This window comes from Curtanaerobium respiraculi, from assembly GCF_024609215.1.
Classification (GTDB): Bacteria; Actinomycetota; Coriobacteriia; order Coriobacteriales; family Eggerthellaceae; genus Curtanaerobium; species Curtanaerobium respiraculi.
This window is the reverse complement of the sequence record NZ_JANIPD030000009.1, coordinates 16,988-33,261: the sequence shown is the minus strand read 5'-3', so window position 1 is coordinate 33,261 and position 16,274 is coordinate 16,988. Positions and strand designations below refer to the sequence as shown.

Genomic DNA, 16,274 nt, shown 5'->3' with positions numbered 1-16,274 from the left:
GACGCCATCATGGCGCGGATCGTGGAGGAGCTGAGCGCCTGCCTCGTCCCGATCCGCCGCGAGAGGGCCTATCCCCGCGACGGGGTGGATCACAACTACGCGAATCGCTACAGCAACACGCACAAACGGGTCTTCTGAGTGCAGCCGCACGGCAATCCGCGGCGGAGCCATGGCAAAAACACCCACCGCCCCCAGCGGACGAAAACCGGGCGAACAGAAAAAGCCCCCGCGGCGAATCAACCGCCGCGGGGGCTTGTTCTAAGCGATGCCGGCTTGCATGTCACTCGCTTAAGTTAATGACATTGCCCGTTTTTCGCGGCACTTGCCCAGCGTGTGCCAGACCTCGTCTTGCTCGACATCATGCTGCCCGGCACCGACGGACTGACGGTGCTCGCGCGTATCTGTGAGGACGCCAAAACGCGCGATGTACCGGTGATGATGCTTACGGCGAAAGGGACGGAGTACGACAAGGTGATCGGGCTCGATGCCGGAGCGGACGACTACCTTGCAAAGCCCTTCGGGATGATGGAGCTCGTGAGCCGTTGCAACGCATTGCTGCGCAGGGCATCTCACCGCGACGGTGTCTCGAGTTCGGAAGACGCCGTTTACACGTGCGGGCCGATTTCGATCAACCCGCTTACCCGAGAAGCATCGGTTGGAAACGTCGGCGTGGAGCTGACCTTGAAGGAGTTCGAGCTTTTGCTCAAGTTGATGAAAGATCAAGGGCGCGCCTTCACGCGCGCCCAGCTCCTCGAAGACATATGGGATATTACCTACGTGGGCGAGACGCGTACGGTTGACACCCATATCCAGACATTACGCCACAAGCTCAACGATGCCTGCCCTGGCTCTGGCGACATCGTGAAGACGGTTCGCGGCGTCGGGTATCGCGTAAAGTGCGAGGAGCATGGATGAGCGGGACGAGAACGCTCGCGGGCAGGACGTTCGCGCTTGTTTTCTCGCTGAGCCTGGTAGCCGCTCGCTTCCGTGATCGCCGCCGCGGTGGGCTTCCTTGCCTACGAGCACGAGGCTGAAGGGTTCCTCTTGCTCCAAGCCTCGGAGCTTTCCACGTCTCTGGAAGATTCCAGCGACGGGCGCCGACTTGCGCAATGCCGCAGGCTCAAAAGGGTCGCCTCCGCTTTGCAAGATCCTGACAGAATCATGTCGGTTTCCTTTCCCGCGCTTTTCGCTTCCTTTTCATACCGGCTGTTCAATACCATTGTGCGGTCTCGATGGGGTCCGTCGCAAATCGAACAGATCATCTGAAAGGAAGTTTAATGAAAGGCTCAAGGACGTTTAAGGCATTGATCTCCATGGTTGCCGTTGCCGTTCTCGCGTTCGCGCTTGTAGGATGCGGCGGCTCCGGAGATTCGGGCAACGACAGCCCGTCAAGCGGGTCGGCTCTTTCCGGCACCGTGTCCATGAACGGGTCGACGTCGATGGAGAAAGTGATCGGCTCCCTTGCCGAGGCGCTCATGCAGGAAAACCCCGGGGTTACCGTTTCATATGATGCGACGGGCTCGGGCACGGGAATCGAGTGTGCGGGGAATGGCTCAGCAGACATCGGGCTGGCTTCCCGCAGCCTGAAGGACGGGGAGACCGGGCTCACCTCTGTCAAAGTAGCGCTTGACGGCATTGCCGTCATCGTGAACCCGGAAAGCGGCGTGGAGGATCTGACCTTAGAGCAAGTGAGCGATATCTTCTCCGGCAAGATCACCAACTTCAGCCAGGTCGGCGGCAATGACATTGAGATCAGCTGCATCGGTCGCGAGAGCGGCTCCGGTACGCGCGACGGGTTCGAGTCCATCACGGGAACCAAGGATGCTTGCAAGCTCGACCAGGAGCTCACGTCCACGGGTGCCGTGATCACCGCGGTATCCAGCTCGAAGAACGCCATCGGCTACGCATCTCTCTCGTCGGTTGAAGGCAAAAAAGGCGTAACCGCGCTTACCGTCAACGGCGTCGCGTGCTCCGAGAGCACGGTCAAAGACGGATCGTACGCTATCCAGCGTCCCTTCATCCTCGTCCTCAAGGAAGGCGCTCAGCTGTCTCCTCAGGCCCAGGCTTTCGTTGACTTCGCTACGAGTCCCGAAACGGCTGATCTCATCCGCGAAGCCGGCGCGGTTCCCCTGTTCTAAAACGGTCTAGTGGACGCATGCGCCTCGCTTCAATGCGGGCGCATGCGCATGTTTTCACCCGAAAGGAATTGCATGAAAACTTCCAAGAGCCCCGTGGACAAGTTCTTTCACGCTATCTTCTTCGCTTGCGGGATGCTTTCCGTGGTTTTCGTTGTTGGCATCACCGCGTATCTGATTGCATCCGGCATGCCCGCGATCTTCGAGATCGGCCCGATTGACTTTTTGCTCGGCCAGATTTGGATTCCGGGCAAGGGGCAGCTCGGCATCTTGCCCTTTATCATCACGAGTTTATACGGAACCCTGGGAGCCTTGCTGGTGAGCTTGCCTTTAGGTATTTGCACCGCCGTATTCTTGAGCAAATACGCAGGGTGTAGAAGCGGATACATCATACGAAGCGCCGTAGAGCTTCTCGCGGGCATACCTTCCGTAGTCTACGGTTTGGTCGGCATGATCGTGCTTGTTCCGGCGATCCAATCGGCATTCGGGCTTTCGAGCGGCGCAACCTTGCTGGCGGCGATAGTCGTGCTTGCGGTGATGATATTGCCGTACATAGTCAACGTGTCGGCGACGGCTCTCGATGCGGTTCCCAAGGAATACGAGGAAGGATTGCTGGCGCTTGGGGCAACGAGGACCGAAACGTACTTCAAAGTGAGTATGCGAGCCGCTCGAAGCGGGATCGCCACGGCAATCATTCAAGGTGTCGGACGTGCGGTTGGTGAGGCGATGGCCATCATCATGGTGGCGGGCAACGTGGCGAACATGCCCGAGCTGCTTGGTTCGGTGCGCTTCCTGACAACGGCCATCGTCAGCGAAATGTCATACGCGAGTTGGGGGAGTCTCCACCGCGAAGCGCTATTTTCCATCGGCCTCGTCCTCTTTGTCCTCATCGTCCTCGTTAACATGCTACTTAACGTGATCACCCGCAGGAAGGAGGACTAGCATGCAGACGAACGGGTCACGATCCAGAATCGTTCGGTGCAACGCGCTGAAGATCGCGGTCTACGCCGGGGGCGCGCTGACCTGCATGCTGTTGATGGCGATCATCGGGTACATCTTCTATCGTGGCGTTCCCTTCGTCACGGCGGAGTTCCTCACGACGCAGTCCAGCTACGTTCACGATACCATCGGCATTCTGCCGAATATCCTGAACACGCTCTACATCGTCCTCGTCGCAATGGTCATCGCCGTTCCCCTCGGCGTATGCGCCGCGGTCTATCTTAATGAATACGCGACGAATCACAGGTTCACGCGCCTCGTCGGGTTCGCCGTGGAGACGCTTACGGGAATCCCCTCCGTCATCTTCGGCTTGGTCGGCATGTTGTTCTTCATCCAGTTTATCGGATTTCAGGCGGGTGTGCTTGCCGGCGGATTGACGCTCGTCGTCATGGTGTTGCCCACCATCATCTCCAACACGCTCGAAAGTCTCAAGACCGTTCCCTACGCCTACCGCGAGGGCGCGCTGGCACTGGGGAGCGGCAAATGGCATATGGTGCGCACCGTGGTGATCCCCAATGCGATCGACGGCATCGTGACCGGTTGCATACTGGCGATCGGGCGCATTGTCGGAGAGTCTGCGGCTTTGCTCTACACGGCGGGTTTCGGGCTTATCCTCAACAGCTTCATGACCGCTTTGCAATCGTCGTCGGCAACGCTTACGGTCGCGCTCTACGTGTACGCGACCGAGCGAGGAGAACTCAATGTGGCCTTCGGCATAGCCACGATACTCATGGCGCTCACTCTGACCCTGAACATCACGGCAAGCCTGAGCGCTGCAAAACTCGGAGAGAGAGGAAACCGCTCATGATCGCTTCGGCAGAGCAAGAAGACGAAAGCAATCCGGTGGAGGGGTCGGACTTTTCGAACAATGCGTTCACCATCCGAAACCTGAATCTCTGGTATGGGAAAAACCAAGCGCTGCATGATGTGAGCTTGGAGATACCGGCAAATCAGATCACCGCGCTTATAGGGCCCTCGGGTTGCGGAAAATCGACGTTCATCAAATGCCTCAACAGGATGCAGGATCTTGTTGAGTCCGTGCGCATCAAGGGAGAGATCCTCTTCGGCGATCTGGATATTTACGCGCCCAAGGTCGATGTGACGGCATTGCGAAAAGATGTCGGCATGGTATTCCAGAAGGCCAATCCATTTCCCATGAGCATCTACGACAACGTCGCGTACGGTCCTCGGATACACGGCGTGAAAAAGCGCGATGAGCTCGACATCATCGTCGAGCGATCGCTTCGCAGGGCGGCGCTTTGGGAAGAGGCGAAGGACAGGCTGAAGAAGAGCGCGCTGGGGCTTTCCGGCGGCCAGCAGCAGCGCCTGTGCATAGCCCGCGCCTTGGCCGTGGAGCCTAAGGTGCTGCTGATGGACGAGTCCACCAGTGCGCTCGATCCCATTTCCACTGCCCAAATCGAAGAGCTGGTGGGAGAACTCAAGCGGAACTACACGGTGGTGATGGTTACCCATAATATGCAGCAAGCCGTGCGCGTCTCCGATCAAGCGGCGTTTTTCCTCTTAGGAGGGCTGATAGAATTCGCTCCGACGAAACAGCTTTTCAACGAACCGCAAGACCAGAGAACCGCCGATTACGTCTCGGGACGATTCGGATAGGGCGGTTCGTTGCAGAAACGACTCGCAAAGAGGTAGGAGATCTTCCTATCGTCTATTCTACAATGGTTGCCGCGCACGATTATCGCATGTGCGCCCGCTACCAAGATGCACGATAAGGGACGCGTTGCTCGTCCCTTATCGTGTTTTGCATTCGGTGGAAGTCCCGTAGAATAGACCCTATAGAGCAGAAGATGCTATCTGGAAAAGCACGTACCATATGCATTCCGGCAGCACAAGCTGCCATGCACAATTATTGGTTGTATCGTGCCTGTGCTTTGGTGCACCTGGTTGTTTCTCCTTTTCGCACCCCCCCTTCCATAATGGATGAAGAGATGGATATCTGACTTCGATATTCACTCAGGACGAAAAGGAGGAAGAACATGAGTAAAAAGAGGGTCATGTTGATCGGCCTCGACGGAGCCGACCCCGCTGTGGTCAAACGGTTGGTTGCCGAGGGTCGCATGCCGAACATGGCGAAGCTAATCGAGCAAGGTGCGGCTCGGGAAGGCCTCGATATGATGGGCGTTCTGCCCACCATCACCCCGCCGAACTGGGCGACGCTGGCAACGGGGAACTATCCTCGCACCCATGGAGTCACCTGCTTTTTGAACCACACGTTGGGCAAGTCGCTCGGTATCACCGAGCTCAACTGGGATTCCCGTCGCATCGAATCGGAGCTCATCTGGGAAGCGTTCGAGGATGAGAATAAGAAGTGCATCATGCTCAACTACTGCGAGGCTTGGCCGCCCCGCCAGGAGAACACCAATAACATCTTCATTGACGGCACCGGCGTGGTTCCGTTCCTGCGCAGCTCGGTGCAATTCCAAAAGATCGTTCACGTCAAGTCCGAGTACACTTCTGTAAGAGATGTCCCACATGTGGTAAGCCAGAGCTCAAATGACTGCATCGTCTTTAATGACCAGGTCGAAGAGTTTAGCAAGCAGGAAACCGCAAAGCCCGCAGACATGCCTGCCGAAATGAGCAAAGATGACTTGCTCGCTGCCATGTCCGGAGGGCACTTCGCTGCCGATATGCCTCTTGAAAGCCCTGGTTTCGTCATCAAGGGCCTTTCTGCCGAAGAAGCCGTCAACGACGACTCCACCGATCGTTTGTTCTCGCCCATCAAGGATGCCGATGGCTGGTCCTTCGCTATTCCCGAAGGCGCCAAAGAAGCTGTCGTTACGATGAACAACAACCTGCATCGACGCTACGCGCTGTTCACTGGTGAGGGCTATGACACGCTCACCCTGTATCGCAGCAAGCGCGACGATCGCCCGCTCGGCCAAGTGAAGGTCGGGGAGTGGTCCGCCCCCATCTTCGATACGTTCAACATCAACGACAACGATGTGCGTGTAGCCTACTACCTGCGCAACATGGATATGAATGAAGACGGCACCGAAGGCCACTTCTACATTTCCCACGTAATGAACACCCAAGATGACAAGTACTGCCAGCCTAAGAGCGTGCTTCCCGAGTTGATGGAAGCGGTTGGCCCGATGTGCTACTTTGCCACCGTCAACCGTCACACCGAACTTGGCGACCGCATGGAGCTCGAGAGCTTCGATATGATCAACGACTGGCATATGCGTGCCACCGAGTACCTGCTCGACTCCAATCCCGACTGGCAGCTGTTCTACATCCATCTGCACAGCATCGACTTGGTCAACCATCACTTCATAGAGTTCGCCACTCCGGGCCGCGATCCCGAAAACTGGGAATACAACCGAGACCTGATCGACTGGTGCTACGAGATCAACGATAAGTACCTGGGCACCGTATTGAAGTATATGGATGAGAATACCACCGTTGCGGTCGTTTCCGACCATGCGGCGATTCCGCGCTCCGAGGGCTGTGAGAATCCGGGCATCGGTGAGCTTTCGGGAATCAACGCCGGCGTCATGGAGGATCTTGGCTACACCGTCACCCTTCCAGTGCCGGGCATCGAGGGCATGTATCAGATCGATTGGACAAAGACCCGTGCGATCAACCACCGCACCAGCCACATTTACATCAACCTCAAAGGCCGCGATCCCGAAGGTATTGTGGAGCCGGAAGACTACGATGACTTGGTCCAGCAGATTATCTCCGATCTGTACAATTACCGCGATCCCAAGACCGGAAAACGGGTTGTCGCCTTTGCTATGACCCGTGAGGAGATGGAAACCATCGGCATGGGCGGTGAGCACTGCGGCGACATCTTCTTCCAGCTTACCAAGGATTTCGGCATGGAGCATGGCAACAGCCTGCAGTACGTGACCAACGAGGGCTATTCATTGGCATGCCTGTGCGTCCTCTCCGGCGGCGGCATCAAGAAGGGCGAGGTCATCAAGCGGCCGATTCGCAACGTCGATATCGTGCCAACGTTCTGCCACCTCGCAGACAACCGAATGCCTCATGAGGTCGAAGGCGGAATCATCTATCAGGCTTTGGAGTAAAAGCAAAAAAACGCGGTTGGCGTGCTGTCCAGCACGCCAACCGTTCAGCGAGGTGTGCTAATGAGTTTGATCAAGGCCGAATGCCTGAGCCTGAAGAAAGGCAGCTTTTACCTTGTCGACAACGTCGACTGGACAATCGAAAAGGGCGAGAATTGGGTTCTTTTCGGGGCGAACGGCTGTGGGAAGACGACTTTGCTGAGTATGCTCGCCGCCTACCAATCGGGCAATTCCGGTTCGGTTTCGCTGTTCGATCGGGAGGTTGATGAGGAGAACTTCATTGAGCTGCGCCAGCGCATCGGATTTGTGAGCAGCTCGTTCTTTGGGCGTTATCTTCATACCGAGTCGGTCGAAGACATCGTGCTCGCCGGCAAGTTCGGAACGCTGGGCATACATGGCGAGATAACCGATGGGGACGTTCGAAAAATGAAGGCCCTCGGACGTTCGTTGGGTATTGAGCGCAAGCTGCGCTATCCCTACGATCAGCTCTCACGCGGCCAACAGCAGCGCGCGCTCATAGCTCGCGCTCTGATGAGCGATCCGGAGGTTTTGCTGCTCGATGAGCCGTGCAGCGGATTGGACCTCATAGGACGTGAGACTTTCCTGCATGATGTGCAGAACATGGCCGAGCAGAGGCATGTGGCGATTGTGTACGTGACGCATCATACCGAGGAGATACTGCCGTTTTTCAACAAGGTGGCGCTCATGAAGCAAGGGAAGATCGTGATGAGCGGAGATTTGCACGATGTGTTCACCGATGAGGTGCTCACCGATTTCTTCGGTGTAAAAGCTCAGACGGTCTGGACTGACAATCATTTCTTCATCAGTCTCGACCTCGGTTGCGAACAAGAAGGGAAGAGGGTTTTTGGCGAGGTGATCGAGTAATGGATGCACAGGACATCGTGAAACGAAGCGAGCACTGCGTTTGCAAGATGTGCGGCGGTAAGCTCGAGGCGAGGATCGTCATCTATAACAAGTATGGCGGTCAAGGTGTGGAGATGTTCTGCCCGACCTGCGGTCGAATCGAGTACGGGGCTGAGGCTGAAGTATATCGCTTGGCGAAGGATTTCGTACGAAGCGTCGAGTTCGATTACTTCACTGAGATGGAAGAGGGCGAACGCAATTTCCAGATGAACGTTGCGAAGGTCTCCGAAATGTTGGGCTGGTGCCTACGCAAGCTCGAGGTGCTCGATAGCGAGGGCGTCAGGAAACAAGCCGTCTGCAACTTCGATTACCAAGACGAGCATTAAACGGTGCGTTGATCAGAAGTTCGACAGGATGCGCGAAGATTGCTTGACCACTTCCCGTTCCAAGGGCGTGAGCTCATGGTTTTTGAGGTATACGAAGTGACTCTTAGCCGAAGGTTTCTGAGCGATAGGAATGATCGCCACATCGTTGGGCAGGTTTGAATTGGCTATGGTGCTGTGGGTAATCAGTCCGATACCCGAACCGGCGCGAATGACTTCGATACTTGAAAGCATGTTGGCTGAGTACATGAGCACGTTGAGCTTCATCTTGTATTGCTTGGCGAAAAAATCCTCGATTCCGGGGTTAGAGCTAAGCAGCAAGGCGTAATCGGCGAGATCTTTGAGGTCCACCTGATCCTGTTGAGCAAGTGGATGGCTGGTGCAGCAAAGCAGCATGATTTGGTCGTCGTAGACCGTGATGGTCTTGAACTGAGCGATGCCGCCTGCCGTTTGCGATACAGATGGAAAATCTTCAATGGTGGTGATAAAGCCCAGGCGGTCCTTTTCAAGCAAAAGGGAGAGAGCATCTTTTGCGGGGAGCTCGACAAAATGCAATTGGACGTTGGGATAGCGATCGGAGAAATATGTTATGAACTTCGGCGCCACGCGGTAGGTGAAGTAGTTCGAGCAGTATATCGTCGCTGCGCCGCAAAAATCTTCGTCGTCGCATAAAAGCGGGTTGATTGAGTACAGGTCTTCGAGCTCGACGAGAATCTTGTTGGCCTTCAGCACGAACAGCTCGCCGCTTTCGGTAAGCGAGATGCCTTTGCGATCTCGGTTGAGCAACTGAACGCCGAGTTCCCGCTCAAGCTTAGCAACAGCCTTGCTGATGGTCTGCTGCGTGACGTAGAGCTTTTTCGCCGCAGCGGTGATGGAGTCGCATTCTGCGACAGCGCATATGTATTGAAGTTGTTCAACGTTCATGGGGTGCTCGGTTCTCGCGAAAATGCATCCGACTGCAGTGAAATGGTAAAAATCCGTTCCATTTTACATCAAGAGCGAGGAGGTATTTCAAGGGAAAACGATGAGAAGGGGGTGGACTGTTTGTCGGTTTACATCGGATTGTGCGCAATCAGCTATCTGTTGGGCGCTGCCGCCCTTGGCGGGGTCTTTTACGTCCAGCATCTCGAAAATGTGCGGCGGCCGGAGGGCTACCACGTGAAGGCGACGGTAACCAAGATCGTAGAACAAGGCGATTGTCACGAGCTGTTCTTCTCGTTTTTCTTGAATGGCACGCCCATAAGATGTTCGGCACACGCAACGCTGGAGGAAAGTGCGGCAGTTCGGGAAAAACGCGATTACCTCATTGTTTATAACGACCAAACCAAGAAGTGCTTGTTTAATCCGTGCGCGGTGTATCGAAAACGGTTGGCCGTTTTGATTGTGATCTCTTTTCTATTCATAGCGTTCGCCACCTTATTGGTGCTGCAGGGCTTTGCCATGCATGTGTGGTAGCGCGTGATGGAACGAGTTTTTGTTTAAGCGAAAGCGGAAATATCAGAGATAAGACTGACGATTGGAGAGATTGTTTATGGAAGAGAATGCAGCAAATGGTAACAATTATTTCGACGGGATGGTGAAGCTGAGCAAGCCGCACAAGCATTTCCTGTGGATTGCGGCGGTGTGTTACTTCTTCGATCAGATGAACATGCAGATGTTCGGCTACATTACTCCGGCGATTATGACCACACTGAACTTTACGCTTGACCAGATCGCCCAAATGAACTCGCTGACGTTTCTGGGCATGTGCCTGGGTGGCTTTCTCGGTGGTTGGATGGGTACGAAGCTCGGCCGTAAAAACTCGTTGCTCATTCTGGTCACGATGTTCTCGATCGCCTCGTTCATAAACACCGTGACGTCAAGTTTTGCGGTGTTCATGCTGTGCCGCTTCCTTACCGGTTTTGGAACGCTCGGCATGGTTACCGTAGCAATGGTCTACATGTCCGAGATGCTTCCCTCCACTTCACGCGGCAAATATCAGGCGCTTTCCATCTCCTGTGGTACGCTGGGCATTCCGTTCGGCGCCCTATTCACGACCGCAATGCTCGATACTTTGGGAGATGGCGGATGGCGTGCATGTTTTCTCGTCGGCTGCATCGGCATCATCATACTTCCGATCGGTCTCAAATGGTTGAGGGAGTCTCTGCGATGGCTGGTTATGCGCGGGCGTGTCGACGAGGCAGAAGCGATCGTTTCCGAATGCACCGAACAGCCCTGCGATCTGAGCGTTCAGGCCTCGAGGTTCACCGAGGAGAAAACCGTTTCCATGGGCAAGACCATCAAGATGATGTTCGGCTCGTCCCTGCGTAAGCAGACCATTGTAGTCACAGTCCTTTCATGGGGCGCGACGCTCGGTGTTTTCTACCTGGCGAGCTATGGCGTGACCTTCATGGTCGATCTGGGGCTGCCGTACAGCATCGTGCTTATCATCAGTGCATTCGGCGTTATCGGAACCCCCCTCGGCGATGTCGCCGTCTCGTTCTTCTCCGATAAGGGCGGTCGTAGGATACCGATCATCATCATGGCATGCATCGCTGGTGTCACCTGCGTTATCACCGGCATCGTGACTGGTCCGATGGCTGATGCCTACGCTGTGAACGGCTCTATCCTCATCACGATCTTCCTGGTTGTGCTCGGCATCCTGCGCGCTTTGTTCTCTGGCGGCACCATGACGCTTATGTGGACGTATTTGGCGGAGAGCTTCCCGACCAAGATCCGTTCCAACGCCACCGGCTTGGTATTCGGTTCTGCTCGTCTTGTGGCCGTACCCGTAACCCTTACCGTTCCGGCAACCTATCTTGCCAGCGGGTATCTGGGCGTCAATATCGTGAACGCGCTGTGGTACTTCATCCCGGCTTTGTTCGCGTTGCTGTTCGGCATTAACTCAGCGCAAAAGTCGCTTGAGGAGCTTGAAGAGGAGGCCGAGGCGCTGGCGAACGAGTAGCCATCTTCGAGCTAGCGGAAGCCCAATTAATCAGCGCTTCTAGGGAGTCTGAACGGACCCTCCCCGCCTACGGCCGGGAGGGTTTTTGGTTAACTGGTTCCAGGCGCGGCCGGAAGAGCTAAACGCACATCGAATTGAATCGGACTCATCCGCGCCGACCCCCTCCGCAGGCCCTGCGCGGCACCTCACCGCGCAGGGCCTGCGGAGGGGGCGGATACAAAGCGCAAGGAACCACGGCCGTGAAAAACGACGGGCGAACGTTCGGCCCCCTCATGGAGAGAAATATCCGAAGAACGGACGGACCCCGAAGGACTGCCGTCCCTGACAGAGCGATCTGAACCTAGAGGCGCGCCCTGATCGGCGATCTCAATTCGAGCATGTGCCCAGATGAAGCCGCCAATCCAAGTCATCGGCGGGAGCTTCACCGGGTTTTTGTCCCTGCCTGCTCACTTGAGGTATTTCCAACTCTTCACGAACACGAACACGAGCATTGCGGCTCCCAGGATTAGACCGAAGCTGCCTTCGAGGGACACCCCGCCTATATAGAGCCCGCGTCCGCTGGCTCCCAGTATGCAGGCGCCTACGACGATGGCCGCTGCGATGAAGGAAAGCGCGAGCACCGCGCCGACGCCGCGTATCTCCTTGTCCAGAGACTTGGTAAGCGGTAGGTCCAGCTGGAGCCTTACTTGGCCTTTCTGAACCATGTCGAGGGTGTCCACCGCTTTGGCCGGCAGGTCGGCAAGCGCCTCGGCGCCTTCGATGCTCCAGCCTGCAAGCCGACGGGCCTTCCGCGCCCCCTCCTCGATGCTGAACGTGGAGACTATGTAGTCCCGCACGACGTTCATGATGTTGAGCTGGGGACATATGAGGTTTATGGTGCCTTCCAGGGTGACGAGGCCACGCGAGAGGTTGCTCAGGTAGGGTTCGACCTTGAGGCCGCGGCCCTGGAGGCCGGAAACCACGGCCTCCATGAGGGCGCCGGTGTCGAAGGACTCCAGGTCTGTATCTATGAATCTGTCGACGAGGTCGTCGCAGAGCACCAGCAAATCCGACTGGTCGACATGCTTCGTTGGCACCGCCATCTTGAGCATCGCGCGCTTGAGCGAGTAGGAATCCTCACGGCCGAGCGCCGATACGGCCTCCTTGAGCACCGCTCTCTGCGACTTCGTGATCTCGCCCATCATGCCGAAGTCCATCCAGGTTATGGTGCCGTCGGAGCCGACTGCTATGTTGCCTGCGTGTGGGTCGGCGTGGAAGAACCCGTCTTCCATGATCTGCTGCATGTAGTTGTGGGCGATCCCGTACGCGAGCGTCTTCCTGTCAACCTCTTGGGCGTCCACTTCTTCTAAGTGCTCGACGCTCGGGGATTCCACGAGACCCTCTACAAGTATCGCCGACGTGCACAGCTCGCGATAGCACTTGGGGCACGTCATGTGTGTCCTGCCCTCGCAGTTCGCCGCGAAGCGTTCGATGCTGTCCGCCTCGTTGAGGAAGTCCAGCTCCAAAGTTGACGTTTTCACCATTTCGGAGACCAGGTCCTGCAGGGATATCTGTCCGCCTTCTCCCTTAACCAAGCTGTACAGCTCGGCGACGCGTTCCATGATGGCTAAGTCCTCGGTGACGGTTTCCACGACGCCGGGCCTTCTGACCTTGACCGCCACAGCGGTACCATCGGCAAGCTTCGCCTTATGCACCTGGGCGATGGAGGCGGAGCCCAGCGCAACTACATCGAACTCCGGGAACACCTCTTCCAGGGGGGCGTTCAAGCTCGGATTCGATCTGGTGGCGCACCTCGTCCATTCCCAAGGGCGATGCGTTCGACCTAAGGGATCCGAGGACCTCGCAATACTCCATGGGCAGCATGTCGGGATGGGTGGAGGCGATTTGCCCCAGCTTCACGAAGGTCGGTCCCAGCTCCTGCAGAACCGCAACCGCCGCCTCGGGGGAGATGCCGTCCTTCAGGTCGTGTTTTCTCAGGATGGACAGGACCTCCCTGAACCTCTTTCCCTCGCGCTTCGGATCTCCCGTCGCGTGGTGCGCCCTGGCAGCCTTCATCGTCTCGGCAAACGTTGCCATGGTCGAGCTCCTTCCTCGGCTATACGCCCTTATTGCTCGCCCAGGTCGATGATGTCATCCGTGCCGAAGGCCCTCTTCGCCTCACGGACGCGCTTGCCGAACACCACCATGGTGACGATGTCGAAGACGCCGTTGATGATGAGGATCCAACCGAGGAACACCACCACGGTCTCTATCGGGCCGAGCATGATCAGAACGCCAAGGGCCAAGAGGATGGCGGAAAACACCGTCAGCGGCACGCCGCCCTGGACCTTGCGGCGGATGCAGTGGATGCCGTCAGCGAGAGACGTGCCTGCATCGATGACGATGAAGATGCCGAAGATGACCGTCAGGAGGCCCATCACCAACGACGGTTGGACGATGCATAGCAGACCGCACATGGCCAGGACGATCCCCATGGCCATTGAGTACCCGGCGAGAATCGGCCCGTAGATGAATACGCCCGCCATGGCCGCAGCCCCGGCGCATATGAGGAGAACGCCCGAGACTATGCAGATGGCAACGCCCGACGAGACGGGCACTGCTACAAAGATGATGCCCATGACGATGGCCAGCGCGGCCATGATGGTGCCATCGATAGCGAGCGCCCTGAGAATCCCGCCTTTATTTCCTGTAGAGTTCATGACTTCGATCCTTTCTCGAAAACACATTCCTTACCACGCGGAAAGGAGCGTCCTGTGATCCTTTCCCTCCAACTGGATAACGTTTGGAGTTCTTAAGAATCGCGACTCTCCACATCCATGAGGAAACGGTAGCCGACCCCGACTTCCGTCTTGATGAAGCGGGGACTGGACGAGCGCTCCTTCAATTTCCTGCGTAGCGACGACATCGCCACACGGAGCGTCTTGTAGTTATCGGTCGTCGGATAGCCCCAGACCCGACGTTGCAGCGCATGGAGGGTCACGATCCCATCGGAACTTTCCATGAGCATCGTCAGCAGACCGTATTCATGGGGCGTCAGGTGTATCGACGATCCGTCCAGGGTTATCTCCCTCGTCCTCTTGTCGAGCACGAGGCCATCGCAGCGATAGAGCGTACGAGCGGCCTGCAGGGATGCCGAATCCCTTCGCCGTAGGGCAGCACGTATGCGAGCCAGAAGTTCTTCGTTGCTGAAGGGCTTCACCACGAAATCGTCGGCCCCCGCGTCGAGCGCACGTACCTTCTTTTCCTCTAACCCGTTTGCGGAGACGACGATGACGGGAGTCTGGGCTAGGATGCCCTCCCGCTCGAGGAGGTCGATGCCATCGGCATCGGGAAGTCTCAAATCGAGCAATATCAGTCCAGGGCGGTGGATGCGGGCCAATCTGATGCCGGCGCTGCCGCTATGAGCCGAAGTCACCGAGTATCCATTGGACGAAAGGAGGATCTGGAGCATCTCGCAGATGCCATCGTCGTCTTCGATAATCAGTATATCTGCCGCGGGCGTCATGCTTGCTCCTCCTGCATCGGTATCGTGAATTCGAAAGTCGCCCCACCGTATGCATTGTTATATGCACGGATGGCGCCATCGTGGGCTTCGACGATGGCCTTGCAGATGCTTAGGCCTAGCCCCATGCCGGCCCTGCTTATGCCTTCTCAACTCTCGGTGTAAAACGGGGTGAACAGCCGGGTGATGCTCTCTTCAGAGATGCCTTCCCCATGATCGGCGATGGAGAAACGGACGTTGTTCTCAACCCTGCATGCGGAAACGTCGATGGCAGAACCGGGGTTCGAATGCTTTATGGCGTTATCGATTAGATTAACGAGGACGCGAGTAATCAATCGACCGTTCATGTCCGCGATCACGATGCCGTCAGGCAGCGAGACATCGATCCGATGGTCGCCCTTTCGTCTGTCCATTTCCTCAAGTGCCATACCCACGATATCATCCACGATTTCGGGACCTTTCTTAAGGGTAATGCCTTCATCCTGCATGCGCGACATGAAAAGCAGGTTCTCGATCATGTCATCGAGCCACAGGGCGTCATCTCGGATGGACTGCAACAGCTTCTTGCGGGTTTCGGGAGTGATATCGGTGTCGGTGAGAAGGATCCCCGCATTCCCGGCGATACAGGTCAACGGCGTGCGCAGATCGTGGGAGACGCTTTGCAGCAGCAGGGACTTGAACCGTTCGCCCTCCTCTTCGATCTCCTTCTGCCGATGCTGATCTTCGAGGTCGATACGCTCGACTGCAATCATCGTCTGGGCGAGCACCGAGCTCAAAAACGACTCTTCGGCTTTATCCAGTCCCCCGGAAGCACAATCCAACGCGACCACGCCGTACATCGTGTTCTTGATGCGTAATGGCAGGTATCTTGCCTTGGTGTCGCTATGGCCTGGTTCACCATGACCGGTCGGATGTCCGAGGAAATAGCAATCGCGGGCTTCCTGCTCGGAATCCGCTCCCGGCTCCCCGAGGATGATGTTCACCGTCCGTCCGAGAGTCTCGCTGAGAAACGCTTGCGAGGTCTCGCATGCACCTTCCGCGGAGGTACTATCGATGAGACTCGTGCTCAGCCTGTTCAGGCGGCCTATGGCGAGCTCGTTGCGTTCGGCGACCTCCACCTGGTGTTTCATACGGAGCGTGACCACGTTCATGATGAGCGCGACCGCGAGGAAGATGACGAGCGCCGTCAGATCGTCCCTGCTGAACACCTTGAACTGGTAATAGGGATAGGTGAACAGCAGGTCATACGAGAGGAGGTAGAGGACTCCCAGGACGGCTCCGTATATCCCCGAATCGAATTCGAGGCTGTCGATGAGGATGCCCAGTATGAACACGGGGAAGATGACGAGTGCGCTCACGCCCATGACGGAAAGTCCGAACACGGCGAGCATCCCGGCC

Annotated in this window: 15 protein-coding genes and 2 pseudogenes; 11 read left to right on the top strand and 6 right to left on the bottom strand. The window is 56.7% G+C overall.

The annotated features are described in order from the left end of the window. Positions 1–330: 330 nt before the first annotated feature. The 9 genes and pseudogenes from NOV21_RS04165 to NOV21_RS04125 all read left to right on the top strand — a co-directional run. Positions 331–531 (top strand): annotated as a pseudogene (locus tag NOV21_RS04165) (response regulator); the annotation flags it as partial. Next, complete coding sequence (locus tag NOV21_RS04160) at positions 523–915, top strand: winged helix-turn-helix domain-containing protein (protein ID WP_346428552.1); 393 nt, start codon at positions 523–525, stop codon at positions 913–915. The pseudogene NOV21_RS04165 and the gene NOV21_RS04160, both read left to right, overlap by 9 nt. Before the next feature lie 362 nt (positions 916–1,277). Beyond that, on the top strand, positions 1,278–2,138 hold the full coding sequence (locus tag NOV21_RS04155; RefSeq protein WP_283171565.1) for a phosphate ABC transporter substrate-binding protein: 861 nt from the start codon (positions 1,278–1,280) through the stop codon (positions 2,136–2,138). Positions 2,139–2,231: 93 nt separating this feature from the next. After that, entirely contained in the window at positions 2,232–3,077 is an 846-nt protein-coding gene (gene pstC / locus NOV21_RS04150; protein ID WP_283171564.1) for a phosphate ABC transporter permease subunit PstC, read from the top strand. A gap of 1 nt (position 3,078) precedes the next feature. After that, positions 3,079–3,942 (top strand): phosphate ABC transporter permease PstA, encoded by an 864-nt coding sequence (gene pstA / locus NOV21_RS04145; RefSeq protein WP_283171563.1) that lies wholly within the window; start codon positions 3,079–3,081, stop codon positions 3,940–3,942. Next, the gene (gene pstB, locus NOV21_RS04140) at positions 3,939–4,751 is read left to right on the top strand and encodes a phosphate ABC transporter ATP-binding protein PstB (RefSeq protein WP_283171562.1); all 813 of its coding nucleotides are present in this window, start codon (positions 3,939–3,941) and stop codon (positions 4,749–4,751) included. Before pstA ends, pstB begins: the two co-directional genes overlap by 4 nt. A gap of 380 nt (positions 4,752–5,131) precedes the next feature. Further along, positions 5,132–7,186 carry an alkaline phosphatase family protein gene (locus NOV21_RS04135; RefSeq protein WP_283171561.1) on the top strand — a complete coding sequence of 685 codons (2,055 nt, stop codon included), beginning with the start codon at positions 5,132–5,134 and terminating at the stop codon, positions 7,184–7,186. A 21-nt stretch (positions 7,187–7,207) separates the two neighbouring features. After that, the gene (locus NOV21_RS04130; RefSeq protein WP_283171560.1) at positions 7,208–8,068 is read left to right on the top strand and encodes an ABC transporter ATP-binding protein; all 861 of its coding nucleotides are present in this window, start codon (positions 7,208–7,210) and stop codon (positions 8,066–8,068) included. Next, entirely contained in the window at positions 8,068–8,433 is a 366-nt protein-coding gene (locus tag NOV21_RS04125; RefSeq protein WP_283171559.1) for a hypothetical protein, read from the top strand. The genes NOV21_RS04130 and NOV21_RS04125 overlap by 1 nt, the downstream gene beginning before the upstream one ends. 12 nt (positions 8,434–8,445) lie before the next feature. Here NOV21_RS04125 and NOV21_RS04120 read toward each other — a convergent pair whose 3' ends face one another. Further along, positions 8,446–9,354, bottom strand: coding sequence for a LysR family transcriptional regulator (locus tag NOV21_RS04120; RefSeq protein ID WP_283171558.1), 909 nt, complete (start codon positions 9,352–9,354; stop codon positions 8,446–8,448). On the opposite strand from NOV21_RS04120, the gene NOV21_RS04115 reads away from it, so the two are divergent. Further along, the gene (locus NOV21_RS04115) at positions 9,334–9,885 is read left to right on the top strand and encodes a hypothetical protein (protein ID WP_283171557.1); all 552 of its coding nucleotides are present in this window, start codon (positions 9,334–9,336) and stop codon (positions 9,883–9,885) included. The genes NOV21_RS04120 and NOV21_RS04115 overlap by 21 nt on opposite strands. Positions 9,886–9,961: 76 nt before the next feature. Continuing rightward, positions 9,962–11,374, top strand: a complete 1,413-nt coding sequence (locus tag NOV21_RS04110; RefSeq protein ID WP_283171556.1) for an MFS transporter — start codon at positions 9,962–9,964, stop codon at positions 11,372–11,374. Positions 11,375–11,820: 446 nt separating this feature from the next. On the opposite strand, the gene NOV21_RS04105 is transcribed toward NOV21_RS04110, so the two are convergent. The 5 genes and pseudogenes from NOV21_RS04105 to NOV21_RS04085 form a co-directional block, all read right to left on the bottom strand. Further along, on the bottom strand, positions 11,821–13,119 hold the full coding sequence (locus tag NOV21_RS04105; protein ID WP_283171568.1) for an ABC1 kinase family protein: 1,299 nt from the start codon (positions 13,117–13,119) through the stop codon (positions 11,821–11,823). Continuing rightward, positions 13,061–13,450: a hypothetical protein gene (locus NOV21_RS04100; protein WP_283171555.1), complete on the bottom strand. Its 390-nt coding sequence runs from the start codon at positions 13,448–13,450 to the stop codon at positions 13,061–13,063. Before NOV21_RS04100 ends, NOV21_RS04105 begins: the two co-directional genes overlap by 59 nt. Positions 13,451–13,479: 29 nt before the next feature. Beyond that, entirely contained in the window at positions 13,480–14,073 is a 594-nt protein-coding gene (locus tag NOV21_RS04095) for a DUF308 domain-containing protein (RefSeq protein ID WP_283171554.1), read from the bottom strand. 92 nt (positions 14,074–14,165) lie between these two features. Beyond that, entirely contained in the window at positions 14,166–14,879 is a 714-nt protein-coding gene (locus NOV21_RS04090; protein ID WP_283171553.1) for a response regulator transcription factor, read from the bottom strand. Then, positions 14,876–16,267, bottom strand: a pseudogene (locus NOV21_RS04085) (ATP-binding protein). Before NOV21_RS04085 ends, NOV21_RS04090 begins: the two are co-directional and overlap by 4 nt. Positions 16,268–16,274: the final 7 nt, after the last annotated feature.